Here is a 16,173-nt window from a genome sequence, read left to right on the forward strand (position 1 = left end):
AAAGGGGCACGATGGATCACCTGCTCGAGCTCGGCGCCGGAATGTCGAGGTTCGCCGACCTCGCCGCCAAGGCGACAGGTGACGAACCCGTGCCTGGTTGTCCTGACTGGACGACCCGCGACCTGACCCATCACCTCGGCTCGATCCATCGCTGGGCGGCGGCCATCGTGCTGAGCGGTCAGCGCCTCGACATGCCCTCGCCGACATTCGGCGACTCGCTGGTCGAGTGGTACGCCGGCACGGCCACCGCCCTGCTGGCTGCCCTGCAGGCGGTCGACGTGGACGAGCCGGTACCCAACTTCTCGCGCATCAACGAGACTGCCGGGTTCTTCCATCGCCGTCAGATGCACGAGGTCTCGGTGCATGTCGTCGATGCCGCCCAGGCGCTCGGACTCCCGGAGGCGGAGTGGCAGGTCGAGAGTGCCCTTGCCGCTGACGGCGTGGAGGAGGTGCTGCACATCTTCTTCCCGCGGATGACGGCACGGGGCCAGGTGCCCGACGTACGCTCGCGCGTACGGCTCACCGCGACCGACACGGGCCAGAGCTGGATCATCGCCCCGCCCGGCGGCGAAGGACTCCCGCCGGTGCTCGTCCACTCGTCGCTCGACGCCGAGAGTCACGTCGAGGGAACGGCGTCCGATCTCTACCTCGCACTGTGGCACCGCGTACCGTCCGAACGACTCACGTTCGACAACGACGACGGCCGTGCGCTGTTCGCCGGCCCGACCACTCCCTGACCGCACCAACTCGGTTTGGAAGTTGCGTGGACTGCCCGGTAGTATTTAGGGCTGTGCCTGAACTCTTCAGGCCGATGCACGCATCCTGCCTGAATCTTGGTGGCGAGTGCATCACGACTCATGGCTCACACCAGTCAGAAGAAGGATGTTTGTAGTGCCCACGATCAACCAGCTGGTCCGCAAGGGCCGCCAGCGCAAGGTCGCCAAGACGACGACCCCCGCGCTCAAGGGTTCGCCTCAGCGCCGCGGTGTCTGCACCCGCGTCTACACGACCACCCCCAAGAAGCCCAACTCGGCGCTCCGCAAGGTGGCACGTGTGAAGCTGTCCAGCGGCACTGAAGTCACTGCTTACATCCCCGGCGAGGGCCACAACCTGCAGGAGCACTCGATCGTGCTCGTGCGTGGTGGTCGCGTCAAGGACCTTCCCGGTGTCCGTTACAAGATCGTTCGCGGCGCCCTCGACACGCAAGCTGTCAAGGGTCGCAAGCAGGCTCGCAGCCTTTATGGCGCGAAGAAGGAGAAGAGCTAATGCCTCGCAAGGGTCCCGCGCCCAAGCGCGTCGTCGAGACTGACCCCGTATACGGCAGCCAGCTCGTCACCTCACTGATCAACAAGGTGCTCGTCGACGGCAAGAAGCAGGTCGCCCAGCGCATCGTCTACACCGCCCTCGAAGGCACTCGTGAGAAGTCCGGCACCGATCCGGTCATCACCCTCAAGCGCGCGCTCGACAACGTCAAGCCGTCCATCGAGGTCAAGAGCCGTCGCGTCGGTGGCGCGACCTACCAGGTCCCGATCGAGGTTCGTGCCTCGCGTCAAAACACCCTCGCCCTGCGCTGGCTCGTGAGCTACGCCAGCCAGCGTCGCGAGAAGACCATGGCCGAGCGCCTCATGAACGAGGTCCTCGACGCATCCAACGGTCTCGGTGGCGCTGTCAAGAAGCGCGAAGACACCCACAAGATGGCCGACGCCAACAAGGCGTTCGCCCACTACCGCTGGTGACGAGGTCTCGCCTCCGTCTCGGTTAGTCCGAGGCGGGCGAGACTTCCAAGACTCACTCCAAGACTCATTTAGGAAAGCTACTCGTGGCTACAGAAATCACCACCGACCTCAAGCGGGTCCGCAACATCGGCATCATGGCGCACATCGACGCCGGCAAGACCACGACGACCGAGCGCATTCTGTTCTACACCGGCATCAACTACAAGATCGGTGAAGTCCACGACGGCGGCGCCACGATGGACTGGATGGAGCAGGAGCAGGAGCGCGGCATCACGATCACGTCGGCCGCGACGACCTGCTGGTGGAAAGACAACCAGATCAACATCATCGACACGCCGGGTCACGTCGACTTCACGGTCGAGGTCGAGCGCAACCTGCGCGTCCTCGACGGTGCCGTTGCCGTGTTCGACGGCGTTGCCGGTGTCGAGCCGCAGTCCGAGACCGTCTGGCGCCAGGCCGACAAGTACGGCGTCCCGCGCATGTGCTTCGTCAACAAGCTCGACCGTACGGGCGCGAGCTTCGACTACTGCGTCAAGACGATCCGTGAGCGTCTCGGAGCGACGGCCCTCGTGCTGCAGGTCCCGATCGGCGCCGAGGGCGACTTCATCGGCGTCGTCGACCTGGTCGGCAACCGCGCGCTCGTGTGGCGCGGCGAGACCGTGATCGGTGAGGACTACGAGGTCGAGGAGATCCCCGCCGACCTCGTCGACAAGGCCGCCGAGGCCCGCACCGAGATGATCGAGACGCTCGCCGACCACGACGACGAGTTCGCCGAGGCCTACCTCGACGGCGCCGAGATCACCCCTGAGCTGCTCAAGCCGGCCATCCGTCGCGCGACGCTGGCCGCCAAGCTCAACCCGGTCCTGTGTGGCACGGCGTTCAAGAACAAGGGCGTCCAGCCCCTGCTCGACGCCGTCATCGACTTCCTGCCCTCGCCGATCGACGTCGGAGCCATCACGGGCCTCGACCCGCGTGACGAGAGCAAGACCGACACGCGTGAGCCCAAGGAGACCGAGCCGTTCGCCGCGCTCGCGTTCAAGATCGCCTCGGACCCGCACCTCGGCAAGCTGACCTACCTCCGCATCTACTCGGGTCGCCTCGAGGCCGGCTCCACGGTCATCAACGTGACCAAGGGCCGCAAGGAGCGCATCGGCAAGATCTACCAGATGCACGCCAACAAGCGTGCCGAGATCGCCGCCGTCGGCGCCGGCCAGATCGTCGCCGTCATGGGTCTCAAGGACACCACGACCGGTGAGACGCTGGCCGATCCCAACAACCAGATCGTCCTCGAGTCGATGACGTTCCCGGCTCCGGTGATCCAGGTCGCGATCGAGCCCAAGACCAAGAGCGACCAGGAGAAGCTCGGCACCGCGATCCAGCGCCTCGCCGAGGAAGACCCGACGTTCCAGGTCCACACGGACGAGGAGACCGGTCAGACGATCATCGCCGGCATGGGCGAGCTGCACCTCGACATCCTGGTCGACCGCATGAAGCGCGAGTTCAACGTCGAGGCCAACGTCGGCAAGCCGCAGGTCGCCTACCGCGAGACGATCAAGCGCAAGGTCGAGAACGTCAGCTACACCCACAAGAAGCAGACGGGTGGCTCGGGCCAGTTCGCCAAGGTCATCATCAGCATCGAGCCCACCGGCGTCTCCGTCGGCGGCGAGGGTGGCTACGAGTTCGAGAACGCCGTCTCGGGTGGTCGTGTTCCTCGCGAATACATCCCCTCGGTCGACGCCGGTGCGCAGGACGCCATGCAGTTCGGTGTGCTCGCCGGCTACCAGATGGTCGACGTCAAGGTGACTCTGGAGGACGGCGCCTACCACGACGTCGACTCCTCGGAGCTCGCGTTCAAGCTGGCCGGCTCGATGGCTTTCAAGGAAGCCGCGCGCAAGGCCGATCCGGTGATTCTCGAGCCCGTTTTCGCGGTCGAGGTCACCACGCCCGAGGACTACATGGGCGACGTGATCGGTGACCTCAACTCTCGCCGTGGCCAGGTAAACGCCATGGAAGAGGGCATGGGGGGCGTCAAGATCGTCAAGGCGATCGTCCCCCTGTCCGAGATGTTCGGGTACGTCGGCGACCTGAGGTCCAAGACCTCGGGCCGTGCGTCATACTCGATGCAGTTCGACTCCTACGCGGAGGTTCCCAAGAACGTCGCGGAAGAGATCATCAAAAAGGCCCGCGGCGAGTAGCCACCGGACCATCTATAAGATGGCCTGAGGTTCTCGCGAGTTCGAGGCCAACGGCGTTCAATCAGCAACCAATTCTAAGAAGGAGCCCCAAGTGGCTAAGGCGAAGTTCGAGCGGACCAAGCCGCACATGAACATCGGCACCATCGGTCACATCGACCACGGCAAGACGACTCTTACCGCGGCGATCACCAAGGTGCTGCACGACAAGTACCCCGACCTCAACGAGGCCTCGGCCTTCGATCAGATCGACAAGGCGCCGGAAGAGAAGCAGCGCGGTATCACGATCTCGATCTCGCACGTGGAGTACCAGACGGAAAACCGTCACTACGCCCACGTCGACTGCCCGGGACACGCGGACTACGTCAAGAACATGATCACCGGTGCGGCTCAGATGGACGGCGCGATCCTCGTGGTCGCCGCCACCGACGGCCCCATGCCCCAGACGCGTGAGCACGTCCTGCTCGCTCGCCAGGTCGGCGTGCCCGCGATGGTCGTCGCGCTCAACAAGTGCGACATGGTCGACGACGAAGAGATCCTCGAGCTCGTCGAGCTCGAGGTCCGCGAGCTCCTGAGCGATCAGGAGTTCGACGGCGACAACGTTCCCGTCGTCAAGGTTGCCGCTCACCCGGCTCTCCAGGGCGACGCCAAGTGGGGCGAGTCGATCCTCGAGCTCATGCAGGCTGTGGATGACTACATCCCCATGCCGCAGCGTGACACCGACAAGCCGTTCCTCATGGCCATCGAGGATGTCTTCACGATCACCGGACGCGGCACCGTCGTCACCGGCAAGATCGAGCGCGGCATCATCAAGGTCAACGAGACGGTTGACATCGTCGGCATCCGCGAGGAGAAGCAGACCACGACCGTCACCGGTATCGAGATGTTCCGCAAGTTCCTCGACTCGGGTGAGGCTGGCGAGAACGTCGGCCTGCTGCTTCGTGGCACCAAGCGCGAAGACGTCGAGCGCGGCCAGGTCGTCATCGCTCCCGGCACCACGACTCCTCACACGGAGTTCGAGGGCCAGGCATACATCCTGTCCAAGGAGGAGGGTGGCCGTCACACGCCGTTCTTCAACAACTACCGCCCGCAGTTCTACGTGCGCACCACGGACGTCACCGGCGTCGTCACGCTGCCTGAGGGCACCGAGATGGTCATGCCCGGCGACAACACCGAGATGAGCGTCCAGCTGATCCAGCCGATCGCTCTCGAAGAGGGCCAGCGGTTCGCCATCCGTGAGGGTGGACGTACGGTTGGCGCCGGTCGCGTCACCAAGATCAACAAGTGAGCTTGCACCTCTGAGCTCTCTGACGAGCCCCGTCTGCTTCGGCAGGCGGGGCTTTGTCGTTCCCGTGGTGGAAGCGGTGAGTCTGCGTCCACATGAGCAAGGCGGCGGTGCGACAGCGTCCAGAGTCGACACCGAAGTGGACGCTCAGACACCGCCCACCGAGCTGTGACAGATCGATGTGGACGCCAGGTCACCGCCCACCTGACACTGGTTCCCATTGGCGTCCTTTTGCTGGACGACGGGTCGAGGTTTTCGCAACGGAGCCGTAGCCTTAATCCATGGGACATGACCATGCGCACGGGACCGGCGTACGCCATCGCGGACGCCTTGCGCTCGTCCTGGCGTTGACGGTCGGTGTTCTGGCGGTCGAGGCGATCGTCGCGTGGATCACCGGAAGCCTGGCGCTTCTCGCCGACGCCGGTCACCTGCTGGGTGACTCCTTCGGCATCGCGATGGCGCTGGCCGCGATCACGGTCGCGCAGCACGGTGGCGGTCCCGGATCTCGTCGAACCTTCGGCTACCTGCGTACTGAGGTCATCGCGGCCGGCCTCAACGGCCTGATCCTCCTCGGGCTTGCAGGCTGGGTCGTCTACAGCGCTGTTCGACGGCTCGGTGACTCACCCGAGCTCGAGGCGACTCCGATCCTGGTTGCCGGCGCGATCGGCCTGGTCGTCAACGTCATCGGCTTGATGTTGTTGCGCGGGGGAGCGCAGGAGAGCCTCAACGTACGAGGCGCCTATCTCGAGGTGCTCGGCGACGCACTCGGATCGGTCGCCGTACTCGTCTCTGCCGTGGTCATCCTGGCGACCGGATGGGATGCGGCCGACGCTGTGGCCTCGCTCGTCATCGCGGTGATGATCGTGCCGCGAGCGATCTCGCTGCTGCGTGAGGTGGGCGAGGTGCTCCTGGAGTCGACACCACGCGACGTCGACCTCGACGAGCTGCGCTCACACATACTCGGCGTCCACGGCGTACGCGAGGTTCACGACCTGCACGTCTGGACGATCACCTCTGGCATGCCGGTCATGAGTGCTCACATCGTCGTGGAGGACTCGGTGACCGCCATGGACGACGCCCACAGCGTCCTCGACAAGCTCCGTGGCTGCCTGTCTGAGCACTTCGACGTCGAGCATTCCACGTTCCAGATCGAGCCTGCTGGCCACGCCGACTCCGAGCAGCACCTGCATCACTGAAGTGCACCTAGCACTCAGCGGCCTCGATTTGTATTAGGCGGGGCAGGTCTGTCAGAATAGTTCGGTTGCTCCGGCTCGATCGCTGGGGCGCCGAACGTCCGGCCTCTCACGCCGATCATGACGCCGGCGCCGAACCTGAGATCGGGCTTGTCCCGCGCGGTGTTGTTTCAACAGTATCTGCGGGTCCAACCACCTAACTCGAGAAGTGTGTGACGTACGCGCCTGATGCGCTCGCGACACGCCCGACCTCGGGGGTCGGGGGGAGGATGAGTTTCTCCCTCGAACCCGGGGCGAGACCAAGCGAAGCGGAACGAAGAGAAGGACGAGCGAGAGCATGGCGGGACAAAAAATCCGTATCCGGCTCAAGGCCTACGATCACGAGGTCATTGACTCCTCGGCGCGCAAGATCGTCGACACGGTGACGCGCACGGGCGCCAAGGTCGCAGGACCGGTGCCGCTGCCGACCGAAAAGAACGTGTTCTGTGTGATCCGTTCGCCTCACAAGTACAAAGACAGCCGCGAGCACTTCGAGATGCGTACGCACAAGCGGCTCATCGACATCATTGACCCGACGCCCAAGACAGTCGACTCGCTCATGCGCCTCGACCTGCCGGCCGGCGTCGACATCGAGATCAAGCTCTGAGGAGGCCAGCGACCATGAGCACCAACAGCACAGCAACCGCACGCGGCCTTCTTGGCCGCAAGCTCGGCATGACCCAGGTCTGGGATGCCGACAACAAGATCATCCCCGTCACCGTGATCGCTGCTGACACCAACGTCGTCACGCAGATCCGTACGCGCGAGACCGACGGCTACTCCGCCGTCCAGATCGGCTTCGGCGAGATCGACGGACGCAAGGTCAACAAGCCCGTCGCAGGTCACTTCGCCAAGGCAGGTGTGACCCCGCGCCGCCACATGGTCGAGATCCGCACCGAGCTCGTCGCCGACTACACGTTGGGCCAGGAGATCTCCCCGGAGATCTTCGCCGCCGGCGACGTCATCGACGTCACCGCGACCAGCAAGGGCAAGGGCTTCGCCGGCGTCATGAAGCGTCACGGCTTCCACGGCGTGAGCGCCTCGCACGGTGCACACCGCAACCACCGCAAGCCCGGATCGATCGGCGCCTGCGCCACCCCGGGTCGCGTCTTCAAGGGTCTGCGCATGGCCGGTCACATGGGCGCCGAGCAGGTCACCACGCAGAACCTCAAGGTTCACGCGGTCGACACTGCCAAGGGCGTCATCCTCGTCAAGGGCGCCGTACCCGGCCCCAAGGGCGCACTCGTCGTCCTCCGCTCCGCAGCGAAGGGAGCCTGAACTCATGGCCAAGACCATCGATGCTCAGCTGCCCGTCGACATCTTCGACGTCCAGACCAACATCCCCCTGATCCACCAGGTCGTCGTGGCCCAGCTGGCCGCGGCTCGCCAGGGCACGCACAGCACCAAGTCGCGTGGCGAGGTGTCCGGCGGTGGCAAGAAGCCTTACCGCCAGAAGGGCACCGGTCGCGCTCGTCAGGGCTCGATCCGCGCACCTCAGTACAACGGTGGTGGCATCGTCCACGGCCCCAAGCCGCGTGACTACGAACAGCGCACCCCCAAGAAGATGAAGGCCGCCGCCCTGCGCGGTGCCCTGTCCGACCGGGCTCGCACTGGTCGTCTGCACGTCGTCGACAGCTTCGTCGACGGTGACAAGCCGTCGACCAAGACCGCCATCGCGACGCTCGCCGGTCTCACGACCCGCGCACGCGTGCTCGTGGTCGTCGACCACAACGACACCGTCACGGGCCTGAGCCTGCGCAACGTCCCGGGCCTCGTCGTCCTGACGTTCGACCAGCTCAACACCTACGACGTGCTGCTGAGCGACGACGTCGTCTTCACCCAGGCTGCGTTCGACGCGTTCGTGTCGGCTCGCTCCGCCGAGGGCGCCAAGACGATCGCGATCAGCAAGGCCGCCACCGACCCGGACGAGAAGCCGGCCAAGGCTCCCGCCAAGAAGGCCGCGGCCAAGAAGGCTCCGGCCAAGAAGGCCGCCGCTGAGGAGGCCGCTCCGGCGGCCAAGGCAGCGACGGTGGTCGACGCTCCGGCCAAGAAGGCGCCCGCGGCCAAGAAGGCCCCCGCCAAGAAGGCCGCTGCCAAGGCCGACGGCCCGACAGTTCCCGACAACGCGACGGCCACCCAGCCGTACGGTCCCGGATCCAAGGCGCCCCTCAAGAGCGGCAACGCTCCCAAGGGCTTCCCGGTCAAGGGCAACGCAGACTCGGGCCTCTACCACCTCGAGGACGGGCAGTGGTACGAAGCCACCGTCGCCGAGGTCTGGTTCGACACCGCTGAGTCCGCTGAAGCCGCTGGCTTCAAGCAGGCTGGAGGAGACGCATGAGCACGATCCACAAGGACCACCGCGACGTCTTGATCGCTCCGGTTGTCAGCGAGAAGAGCTACGGCCTGCTCGACGACAACAAGTACACCTTCGTGGTGCACCCGGACGCCAACAAGACCGAGATCAAGATTGCCGTCGAGAAGATCTTCGGCGTCAAGGTCACCGCTGTTAACACGCTCAACCGCAAGGGCAAGACCCGTCGCACCAAGACGGGCCTTGGCAAGCGCAAGGACACCAAGCGAGCAATCGTGAGCGTGGCCGCCGGTCAGAGCATCGACATCTTCTCGACGCCGAGCGCCTGAGGACTGAGGACATATGGCTATTCGCAAGTACAAGCCGACAACGCCGGGCCGTCGTGGCTCCAGCGTCGCCGACTTCGCCGAGATCACGCGTACGACTTCCGAGAAGTCGCTGACGGAGCCGCTGCCCAAGAAGGGCGGCCGCAACAACCAGGGACGCATCACCACGCGTCACCAGGGTGGCGGCCACAAGCGTGCCTACCGCATCATCGACTTCCGTCGCTATGACAAGGACGGCGTGCCGGCCAAGGTCGCTCACATCGAGTACGACCCCAACCGCACCGCTCGCATCGCGCTGCTCCACTACGCCGATGGCGAGAAGCGCTACATCATCGCTCCCGAAGGCCTCAAGCAGGGCATGGCCGTCGAGGCCGGTGTCGGCTCCGACATCAAGGTCGGCAACAACCTCCCGCTGCGCAACATCCCGGTCGGCACGCTGCTCCACTGCATCGAGCTCCGTCCGGGTGGTGGCGCCAAGATGGGTCGCTCTGCCGGCGTCAAGGTCCAGCTCGTCGCCAAGGAAGGCGCCAAGGCTCAGCTGCGTCTGCCTTCCGGCGAGATGCGCTACGTCGACGTACGCTGCCGCGCCACGATCGGCGAGGTCGGCAACGCCGAGCAGTCCAACATCAACTGGGGCAAGGCCGGACGCAACCGCTGGAAGGGCAAGCGCCCGACCGTCCGCGGTGTCGCGATGAACCCGGTCGATCACCCGCACGGTGGTGGTGAGGGCAAGACGTCCGGTGGACGTCACCCCGTCTCCCCGTGGGGCAAGCCGGAAGGCCGTACGCGCAAGCGCAAGGCCAGCGACTCGCAAATCGTCCGCCGCCGCAAGTCCGGCCGCTGAGAAGGATTGGTTCACACATGCCACGCAGTTTGAAGAAGGGCCCGTTCGTTGACGGGCACCTCGAGAAGAAGGTCGACGCGCAGAACGCTGCCGAGACCCACAACGTGATCAAGACCTGGTCGCGCCGCTCGATGATCCTGCCGTCCTTCATCGGACACACGATCGCCGTGCACGACGGCCGCAAGCACGTACCCGTGTTCGTCACGGACTCGATGGTGGGTCACAAGCTGGGCGAGTTCGCCCCGACCCGTACGTTCCGCGGTCACGAGAAGGACGACCGGAAGGCGAAGAGGCGATGAGTGCAGCTACCCGCGAAAACGTGAGCGCGCGCCGCGAGCGCCTGCTCGGTGACGAGCCCGGCGCCTTCGCCGTCGCACGCTTCGTGCGTGTCACGGCGCAGAAGTCGCGCCGTGTGGGCGACCTGATCCGCGGCGAGTCCGTGGACAACGCCCTGGCGATCCTGCAGTTCGCACCGCAGGCCGTCGCACAGAACTTCTACAAGCTCGTCGACAGCGCTGCCGCCAACGCCGAGACCGTTGAGGGTCTTGACCGTTCGCAGCTCGTCATCACCACCGTCCACGTCGACGAGGGCCCGACGATGAAGCGTTGGCGTCCGCGCGCCAAGGGTGCGGCCAACCGCATCCTCAAGCGCAGCAGCCACCTGACCGTGGTCGTACAGCCCCGCGAGGTCGTTCAGGCCAAGCTGGACGCGGCCAACACCAAGAACTCCAAGAAGAAGGGCGGGAACCGATAGTGGGACAGAAGATCAACCCGCACGGGTTCCGACTGGGCATCTCGACGGATCACAAGAGCCGTTGGTACGCCGACAAGCTCTACAAGAGCTACGTCGGTGAAGACGTGCAGATCCGCAAGATGCTCACCAAGGGCATGGACCGCGCCGGCATCAGCCGCGTGGAGATCGAGCGCACGCGTGACCGCGTACGCGTCGACATCCACACCGCGCGTCCCGGCATCGTCATCGGCCGCCGTGGCGCCGAGGCTGACCGCATCCGCGGTGACCTCGAGAAGCTCACGGGCAAGCAGGTTCAGCTCAACATCCTCGAGGTCAAGAACCCCGAGATGGACGCTCAGCTTGTCGCCCAGGGCGTTGCCGAGCAGCTGTCGGGTCGAGTCCAGTTCCGCCGTGCCATGCGCAAGGCGATGCAGACCACGATGCGCAGCGGTGCCAAGGGCATTCGTATCCAGTGCTCGGGCCGCCTCGGCGGTGCGGAGATGAGCCGCTCGGAGTTCTACCGCGAGGGCCGCGTGCCCCTGCACACGCTCCGCGCTGACGTCGACTACGGCTTCTACGAGGCCAAGACGACGTTCGGTCGCATCGGCGTCAAGGTCTGGATCTACAAGGGCGAGGTCGCCGGCACCCGCGCCGAGCGCGAGGCCGAGGCGGCCAAGCGTGCGGCTGCACCCGGCTCCAACCGCCGTCCCCCGGCACGTGGTGGCGCTGGCGCCCCGCGTCGCCCCGCACGTGATGACGCCGCTCCTGCGGCCGAGACCGCTGCAGCTCCCGCCACCGAGGCTCCTGCAGCCGAGGCTGTCGCCGCTGCCGCACCCGAAGGAGGGCAGAGCTGATGCTGATGCCACGTAGGGTCAAGTACCGCAAGCAGCACCACCCCACCCGTCGCGGTGCCGCCAAGGGCGGCACGACGCTGGCGTTCGGTGACTACGGCATCCAGGCCCTCACGCCTGCCTATGTCACCAACCGTCAGATCGAGTCCGCTCGTATCGCCATGACGCGTCACATCAAGCGTGGCGGCAAGGTCTGGATCAACATCTACCCGGACCGTCCGCTGACCAAGAAGCCTGCCGAGACCCGCATGGGTTCAGGCAAGGGCTCGCCCGAGTGGTGGGTCGCCAACGTCAAGCCCGGACGCGTCATGTTCGAGCTCTCCGGCGTCGACGAGCACACCGCCCGCGAGGCCATGCGCCGCGCGATCCACAAGCTGCCCATGAAGGCACGCTTCATCACCCGAGAGACAGGTGAGCTGTGATGCCGCAGTCGACAGCCGCAGAGCTGCGTACGGTTGGCGCCGACGACCTGGCGCTCAAGCTTGCAGAAGCCAAGGAAGAGCTCTTCAACCTGCGTTTCCAGAACGCCACCGGACAGCTCGACAACACCGCCCGACTTCGGGCAGTGCGCAAGGACATCGCCCGGATCTACACCGTCATGCGTGAGCGCGAGCTCGGCATCGTCGAGGAGGTTCAGGCATGACCGACAAGAAGACGAAGGACGAAGCAGTGACCGAGCGCACCACGCGCAAGACCCGCGAGGGACTTGTCGTCAGCGACAAGATGGACAAGACCGTCGTGGTCAACGTCGAAGAGCGTGTCAAGCACGCGCTCTACGGCAAGGTGCTGCGTCGCAACATCAAGCTCAAGGCTCACGACGAAGCGAACGACGCTGGCATCGGCGACCGGGTTCTCATCATGGAGACCCGTCCGCTGTCCGCCACCAAGCGTTGGCGCATCGTCGAGATCCTCGAGAAGGCCAAGTAGGAGACGACAGATGATTCAGCAAGAGTCGCGACTCAAGGTCGCCGACAACACCGGTGCCAAGGAGATCCTTTGCATCCGTGTCCTCGGTGGCTCGGGTCGGCGCTATGCCGGCATCGGTGACACCATCGTCGCCACTGTCAAGGACGCGATCCCCGGCGGAAACGTCAAGAAGGGTGAAGTCGTCAAGGCTGTCGTCGTGCGTACCGTCAAGGAGCGCCGTCGTCCGGATGGTTCCTACATCAAGTTCGACGAGAACGCAGCCGTCATTCTCAAGGCCGATGGCGACCCGCGCGGTACGCGCATCTTCGGTCCCGTTGGGCGCGAGCTTCGCGACAAGAAGTTCATGCGCATCATTTCTCTCGCACCGGAGGTGCTCTGAGATGGCCCGCAACGCAGGTTCCATCAGCATCAAGAAGGGTGACCAGGTCAAGGTCATCGCTGGCAAGGACAAGGGTGTGACTGGTTCGGTGATCGAAGTGATCAGCGAGCAGAACCGCATCATCGTCGAAGGCGTCAACCGCGTGAAGCGTCACACCAAGGCCGGCCAGGCCGGTGGCGGTAGCACGGGAGGCATCATCACCAGCGAGGCGCCGATCCACATCTCCAACGTGATGCTGCTCGTCGACGGCAAGGGTGGCAAGACCACCACGCGTATCGGCTTCCGCCGTGACGAGGTCACCAAGTCCCGTCCCGACGGTTCCACCTACTCCGCGCACCGCAGCGTGCGCATCGCCAAGAAGACCGGAAAGGAGATCTGACATGGCTGACACATCTACGGCACCCCGCCTCAAGGCGCGTTACCGCGAAGAGATCCTTCCGGCCCTCCGCGAGGAGTTCAACTACGCCAACGTCATGCAGGTTCCAGGCCTCACCAAGATCGTCGTCAACATGGGCGTCGGCGAGGCTGCTCGCGATGGCAAGCTGATCGAGGGTGCCATCAAGGACCTCACTGCCATCACGGGCCAGAAGCCCCAGGTCACCAAGGCTCGCAAGTCCATCGCGCAGTTCAAGCTGCGTGAGGGCATGCCGATCGGTGCGCACGTCACACTGCGCGGCGACCGTATGTGGGAGTTCCTCGATCGTCTGCTGACGCTCGCGCTTCCTCGCATCCGCGACTTCCGTGGGCTCTCGCCCAAGCAGTTCGACGGTCGTGGCAACTACACGTTCGGTCTGACCGAGCAGGTCATGTTCCACGAGATCGATCAGGACAAGATCGACCGCTCGCGCGGCATGGACATCACGATCGTCACCACGGCGACCAACGACGACGAGGGACGCGCGCTGCTCAAGCTGCTCGGGTTCCCTTACAAGGAGAACTGACATGGCGAAGACTGGACTGAAGGTCAAGGCCGCTCGCAAGCCCAAGTTCGCTGTCCGCGGCTACACCCGCTGCCAGCGTTGTGGACGCCCGCGCTCGGTCTACAAGAAGTTCGGCCTCTGCCGCATCTGCCTTCGCGAGATGGCACACCGCGGCGAGCTGCCCGGCATCACCAAGAGCTCCTGGTAACACTCAAACCACTGAAAGCCGCAGGTCCTCATCCGCCGGATGACGGAAACCACGGCAGGAATGGAACACACGAACTATGACAATGACCGATCCGATCGCCGACATGCTGACGCGTGTCCGCAACGGCAATCAGGCATACCACGACAGCGTGACGATGCCCTACTCCAAGCTGAAGGCCGGCGTCGCCGAGATCCTGAAGCAGGAGGGCTACATCACCTCGATCGAGGTGACCGAGCCCAAGGAGGGTGAGGTGAGCAAGACGCTCACGATCACGCTCAAGTACGGCCCGCACCGCGAGCGCTCGATCGCCGGCATCCGCCGCATCAGCAAGCCCGGCCTCCGCGTCTACGCGAAGTCCACCGGCCTGCCCAAGGTGCTCGGCGGACTCGGCGTCGCCATCATTTCCACCAGCCAGGGCCTCCTCACGGATCGCCAGGCCAACCAGAAGGGCGTAGGCGGAGAAGTCCTCGCCTACGTCTGGTAAGGGAGGTACGACATGTCACGCATCGGCAAGATGCCCGTCGCCGTACCGTCCGGTGTCGAGGTGACGATCGATGGCCAGGACGTTCGCGTCAAGGGTCCCAAGGGCGAGCTGACGCACACCGTCGCCGAGCCCATCACGGTCACCAAGGCTGAAGATGGCACGCTCGCCGTCGAGCGCCCCAACGACGAGCGCCGCAGCAAGGCTCTCCACGGTCTCTCACGCACGCTGATCAGCAACATGGTCGTCGGTGTCACCGAGGGCTACGAGAAGAAGCTCGAGATCGTCGGCGTCGGCTACCGTGTCCAGGCCAAGGGCCCCTCGGACCTCGAGTTCGCGCTCGGGTTCAGCCACCCGGTCCCGGTCAAGGCTCCCGAGGGCATCACGTTCTCGGTCGAGTCACCCACCAAGTTCGCCGTGCACGGCATCGACAAGCAGGCCGTCGGTGAAGTCGCAGCCAACATCCGCAAGATCCGCAAGCCCGAGCCCTACAAGGGCAAGGGTGTGCGCTACGCCGGCGAGCACGTTCGTCGCAAGGTCGGAAAGGCCGGTAAGTAAATGGCAATCTCGATCAAGCACGCCAAGCACACAGCGCCTCGCACCGCGTCGCGTCTGCGTCGCCAGGTGCGCGGACGCAAGAAGATCGAAGGCTCGGCCGATCGGCCGCGTCTGGTCGTCACGCGCTCGAGCAAGCACATCGTCGCCCAGGTCGTCAACGATCTCGAGGGCCGCACGCTGGTCTCCGCGTCGACGATGGAGGCCGACCTGCGTGGTCTCGACGGCGACAAGTCCGCCAAGGCCAAGCGCGTCGGTGAGCTCGTGGCTGACCGCGCCAAGAAGGCCGGCATCTCGACCGTCGTCTTCGACCGGGCCGGCAACAAGTACGCAGGACGCGTCGCGGCACTCGCCGACGGCGCCCGTGAAGCAGGACTGGAGTTCTGATGAGCACCCAACAGCGCCGCGGAGGCGGAGCGGGCGGACGGGGTCGCGGCAATGATCGCGGCGCCGAGAAGTCCCAGTACATCGAAAAGGTCGTCACGATCAACCGTGTCGCCAAGGTCGTCAAGGGTGGTCGTCGCTTCAGCTTCACCGCCCTGGTGATCGTCGGCGACGGCGACGGACAGGTCGGCGTCGGCTACGGCAAGGCCAAGGAAGTTCCCACCGCGATCGCCAAGGGCGTCGAAGAGGCCAAGAAGTCCTTCTTCCGCGTCCCGCGCATCCAGGGCACCATCCCGCACCCGGTGCAGGGCGAGAAGGCGGCTGGCGTCGTCTTCCTGCGTCCCGCATCGCCCGGTACCGGCGTCATCGCCGGTGGCCCGGTGCGTGCAGTGCTCGAGGCTGCTGGCATCCACGACGTCCTGTCGAAGTCGCTGGGTTCGTCCAACGCGATCAACATCGTCCACGCGACCGTCGAGGCCCTCAAGCTTCTCGAGTCGCCGGAGATGGTTGCCTCGCGTCGTGGCCTCACGGTCGAGCAGGTCGCCCCGGCGGCCCTGCTGCGTGCCGGCAAGGAAGGCATCGCCGAGGCGAAGGCCAAGGCTGAAGCCGGAGTGGGTGTCTGATGGCCAAGAAGCTTCAGGTGACCCAGCTCCGTTCGGCCATCGGCCGCAAGCCCAAGCAGCGTGAGACCTTGCGTTCGCTGGGTCTCAAGCGCATCGGCGACGTCGTCGTCAAGGAAGACCGTCCCGAGATCCGTGGCATGGCTGAGTCCATCCCGCACCTCGTGGACCTCAAGGAGGTTGACTGAC

At 65.1% G+C, this 16,173-nt stretch carries 26 protein-coding genes; all 26 read left to right on the forward strand.

Going from position 1 to position 16,173, the window contains the following annotated elements; all coding sequences use genetic code 11:
- The first annotated feature begins 11 nt into the window (after positions 1-11).
- The 26 genes from ABD683_RS12085 (at position 12) to rpmD (ending at position 16,172) form a co-directional block, all read left to right on the forward strand.
- Entirely contained in the window at positions 12-737 is a 726-nt protein-coding gene (locus ABD683_RS12085; RefSeq protein ID WP_344770211.1) for a maleylpyruvate isomerase family mycothiol-dependent enzyme, read from the forward strand.
- 154 nt (positions 738-891) lie between these two features.
- The gene (gene rpsL, locus ABD683_RS12090) at positions 892-1,266 is read left to right on the forward strand and encodes a 30S ribosomal protein S12 (protein WP_344770212.1); all 375 of its coding nucleotides are present in this window, start codon (positions 892-894) and stop codon (positions 1,264-1,266) included.
- Positions 1,266-1,736, forward strand: coding sequence for a 30S ribosomal protein S7 (rpsG, locus tag ABD683_RS12095; protein ID WP_344770213.1), 471 nt, complete (start codon positions 1,266-1,268; stop codon positions 1,734-1,736). Before rpsL ends, rpsG begins: the two co-directional genes overlap by 1 nt.
- A gap of 83 nt (positions 1,737-1,819) precedes the next feature.
- Positions 1,820-3,931, forward strand: a complete 2,112-nt coding sequence (gene fusA / locus ABD683_RS12100; RefSeq protein ID WP_344770214.1) for an elongation factor G — start codon at positions 1,820-1,822, stop codon at positions 3,929-3,931.
- Between the two features lie 91 nt (positions 3,932-4,022).
- Entirely contained in the window at positions 4,023-5,216 is a 1,194-nt protein-coding gene (tuf, locus tag ABD683_RS12105) for an elongation factor Tu (RefSeq protein ID WP_344770215.1), read from the forward strand.
- Positions 5,217-5,494: 278 nt separating this feature from the next.
- Complete coding sequence (locus ABD683_RS12110; protein WP_344770216.1) at positions 5,495-6,409, forward strand: cation diffusion facilitator family transporter; 915 nt, start codon at positions 5,495-5,497, stop codon at positions 6,407-6,409.
- A 334-nt stretch (positions 6,410-6,743) separates the two neighbouring features.
- Positions 6,744-7,052 carry a 30S ribosomal protein S10 gene (gene rpsJ, locus ABD683_RS12115; RefSeq protein WP_012923688.1) on the forward strand — a complete coding sequence of 103 codons (309 nt, stop codon included), beginning with the start codon at positions 6,744-6,746 and terminating at the stop codon, positions 7,050-7,052.
- 14 nt (positions 7,053-7,066) lie between these two features.
- Positions 7,067-7,723, forward strand: a complete 657-nt coding sequence (gene rplC, locus ABD683_RS12120) for a 50S ribosomal protein L3 (RefSeq protein ID WP_344770217.1) — start codon at positions 7,067-7,069, stop codon at positions 7,721-7,723.
- A gap of 4 nt (positions 7,724-7,727) precedes the next feature.
- Positions 7,728-8,783 (forward strand): 50S ribosomal protein L4, sunset domain variant, encoded by a 1,056-nt coding sequence (gene rplD / locus ABD683_RS12125; RefSeq protein WP_344770218.1) that lies wholly within the window; start codon positions 7,728-7,730, stop codon positions 8,781-8,783.
- Positions 8,780-9,085, forward strand: a complete 306-nt coding sequence (gene rplW / locus ABD683_RS12130) for a 50S ribosomal protein L23 (RefSeq protein ID WP_332643410.1) — start codon at positions 8,780-8,782, stop codon at positions 9,083-9,085. Before rplD ends, rplW begins: the two co-directional genes overlap by 4 nt.
- 13 nt (positions 9,086-9,098) lie before the next feature.
- Positions 9,099-9,926 carry a 50S ribosomal protein L2 gene (gene rplB / locus ABD683_RS12135; RefSeq protein ID WP_344770219.1) on the forward strand — a complete coding sequence of 276 codons (828 nt, stop codon included), beginning with the start codon at positions 9,099-9,101 and terminating at the stop codon, positions 9,924-9,926.
- Between the two features lie 17 nt (positions 9,927-9,943).
- Positions 9,944-10,225, forward strand: coding sequence for a 30S ribosomal protein S19 (gene rpsS / locus ABD683_RS12140; protein ID WP_309971840.1), 282 nt, complete (start codon positions 9,944-9,946; stop codon positions 10,223-10,225).
- Entirely contained in the window at positions 10,222-10,680 is a 459-nt protein-coding gene (gene rplV / locus ABD683_RS12145) for a 50S ribosomal protein L22 (protein WP_344770220.1), read from the forward strand. The genes rpsS and rplV overlap by 4 nt, the downstream gene beginning before the upstream one ends.
- Positions 10,680-11,513, forward strand: a complete 834-nt coding sequence (gene rpsC, locus ABD683_RS12150) for a 30S ribosomal protein S3 (protein WP_344770221.1) — start codon at positions 10,680-10,682, stop codon at positions 11,511-11,513. The genes rplV and rpsC overlap by 1 nt, the downstream gene beginning before the upstream one ends.
- Positions 11,513-11,932 (forward strand): 50S ribosomal protein L16, encoded by a 420-nt coding sequence (gene rplP, locus ABD683_RS12155; RefSeq protein WP_344770222.1) that lies wholly within the window; start codon positions 11,513-11,515, stop codon positions 11,930-11,932. Before rpsC ends, rplP begins: the two co-directional genes overlap by 1 nt.
- Positions 11,932-12,153, forward strand: a complete 222-nt coding sequence (gene rpmC, locus ABD683_RS12160; protein ID WP_425548505.1) for a 50S ribosomal protein L29 — start codon at positions 11,932-11,934, stop codon at positions 12,151-12,153. Before rplP ends, rpmC begins: the two co-directional genes overlap by 1 nt.
- Positions 12,150-12,437 carry a 30S ribosomal protein S17 gene (rpsQ, locus tag ABD683_RS12165; RefSeq protein ID WP_344770224.1) on the forward strand — a complete coding sequence of 96 codons (288 nt, stop codon included), beginning with the start codon at positions 12,150-12,152 and terminating at the stop codon, positions 12,435-12,437. The genes rpmC and rpsQ overlap by 4 nt, the downstream gene beginning before the upstream one ends.
- A 10-nt stretch (positions 12,438-12,447) precedes the next feature.
- Positions 12,448-12,816, forward strand: a complete 369-nt coding sequence (gene rplN / locus ABD683_RS12170; protein ID WP_007078626.1) for a 50S ribosomal protein L14 — start codon at positions 12,448-12,450, stop codon at positions 12,814-12,816.
- A gap of 1 nt (position 12,817) precedes the next feature.
- Positions 12,818-13,195: a 50S ribosomal protein L24 gene (gene rplX, locus ABD683_RS12175; RefSeq protein WP_309971826.1), complete on the forward strand. Its 378-nt coding sequence runs from the start codon at positions 12,818-12,820 to the stop codon at positions 13,193-13,195.
- 1 nt (position 13,196) lies between these two features.
- Positions 13,197-13,757: a 50S ribosomal protein L5 gene (rplE, locus tag ABD683_RS12180; protein ID WP_344770225.1), complete on the forward strand. Its 561-nt coding sequence runs from the start codon at positions 13,197-13,199 to the stop codon at positions 13,755-13,757.
- Position 13,758: 1 nt separating this feature from the next.
- A complete protein-coding gene (locus ABD683_RS12185; protein WP_056209415.1) occupies positions 13,759-13,944 on the forward strand; it encodes a type Z 30S ribosomal protein S14 in 186 nt (61 codons plus the stop codon).
- 76 nt (positions 13,945-14,020) lie between these two features.
- Positions 14,021-14,428: a 30S ribosomal protein S8 gene (gene rpsH / locus ABD683_RS12190; protein WP_344770226.1), complete on the forward strand. Its 408-nt coding sequence runs from the start codon at positions 14,021-14,023 to the stop codon at positions 14,426-14,428.
- A 12-nt stretch (positions 14,429-14,440) separates the two neighbouring features.
- On the forward strand, positions 14,441-14,983 hold the full coding sequence (gene rplF, locus ABD683_RS12195) for a 50S ribosomal protein L6 (RefSeq protein WP_344770227.1): 543 nt from the start codon (positions 14,441-14,443) through the stop codon (positions 14,981-14,983).
- A complete protein-coding gene (gene rplR, locus ABD683_RS12200) occupies positions 14,984-15,367 on the forward strand; it encodes a 50S ribosomal protein L18 (protein ID WP_332643301.1) in 384 nt (127 codons plus the stop codon).
- Positions 15,367-15,987 carry a 30S ribosomal protein S5 gene (gene rpsE, locus ABD683_RS12205; RefSeq protein WP_344770228.1) on the forward strand — a complete coding sequence of 207 codons (621 nt, stop codon included), beginning with the start codon at positions 15,367-15,369 and terminating at the stop codon, positions 15,985-15,987. The genes rplR and rpsE overlap by 1 nt, the downstream gene beginning before the upstream one ends.
- A complete protein-coding gene (rpmD, locus tag ABD683_RS12210; RefSeq protein ID WP_309971814.1) occupies positions 15,987-16,172 on the forward strand; it encodes a 50S ribosomal protein L30 in 186 nt (61 codons plus the stop codon). Before rpsE ends, rpmD begins: the two co-directional genes overlap by 1 nt.
- The last annotated feature ends 1 nt before the right edge of the window (position 16,173 follow it).

Origin of the sequence: Aeromicrobium panaciterrae, from assembly GCF_039537165.1 — a bacterium.
In the GTDB taxonomy this organism is placed as follows: Bacteria; Actinomycetota; Actinomycetes; order Propionibacteriales; family Nocardioidaceae; genus Aeromicrobium; species Aeromicrobium panaciterrae.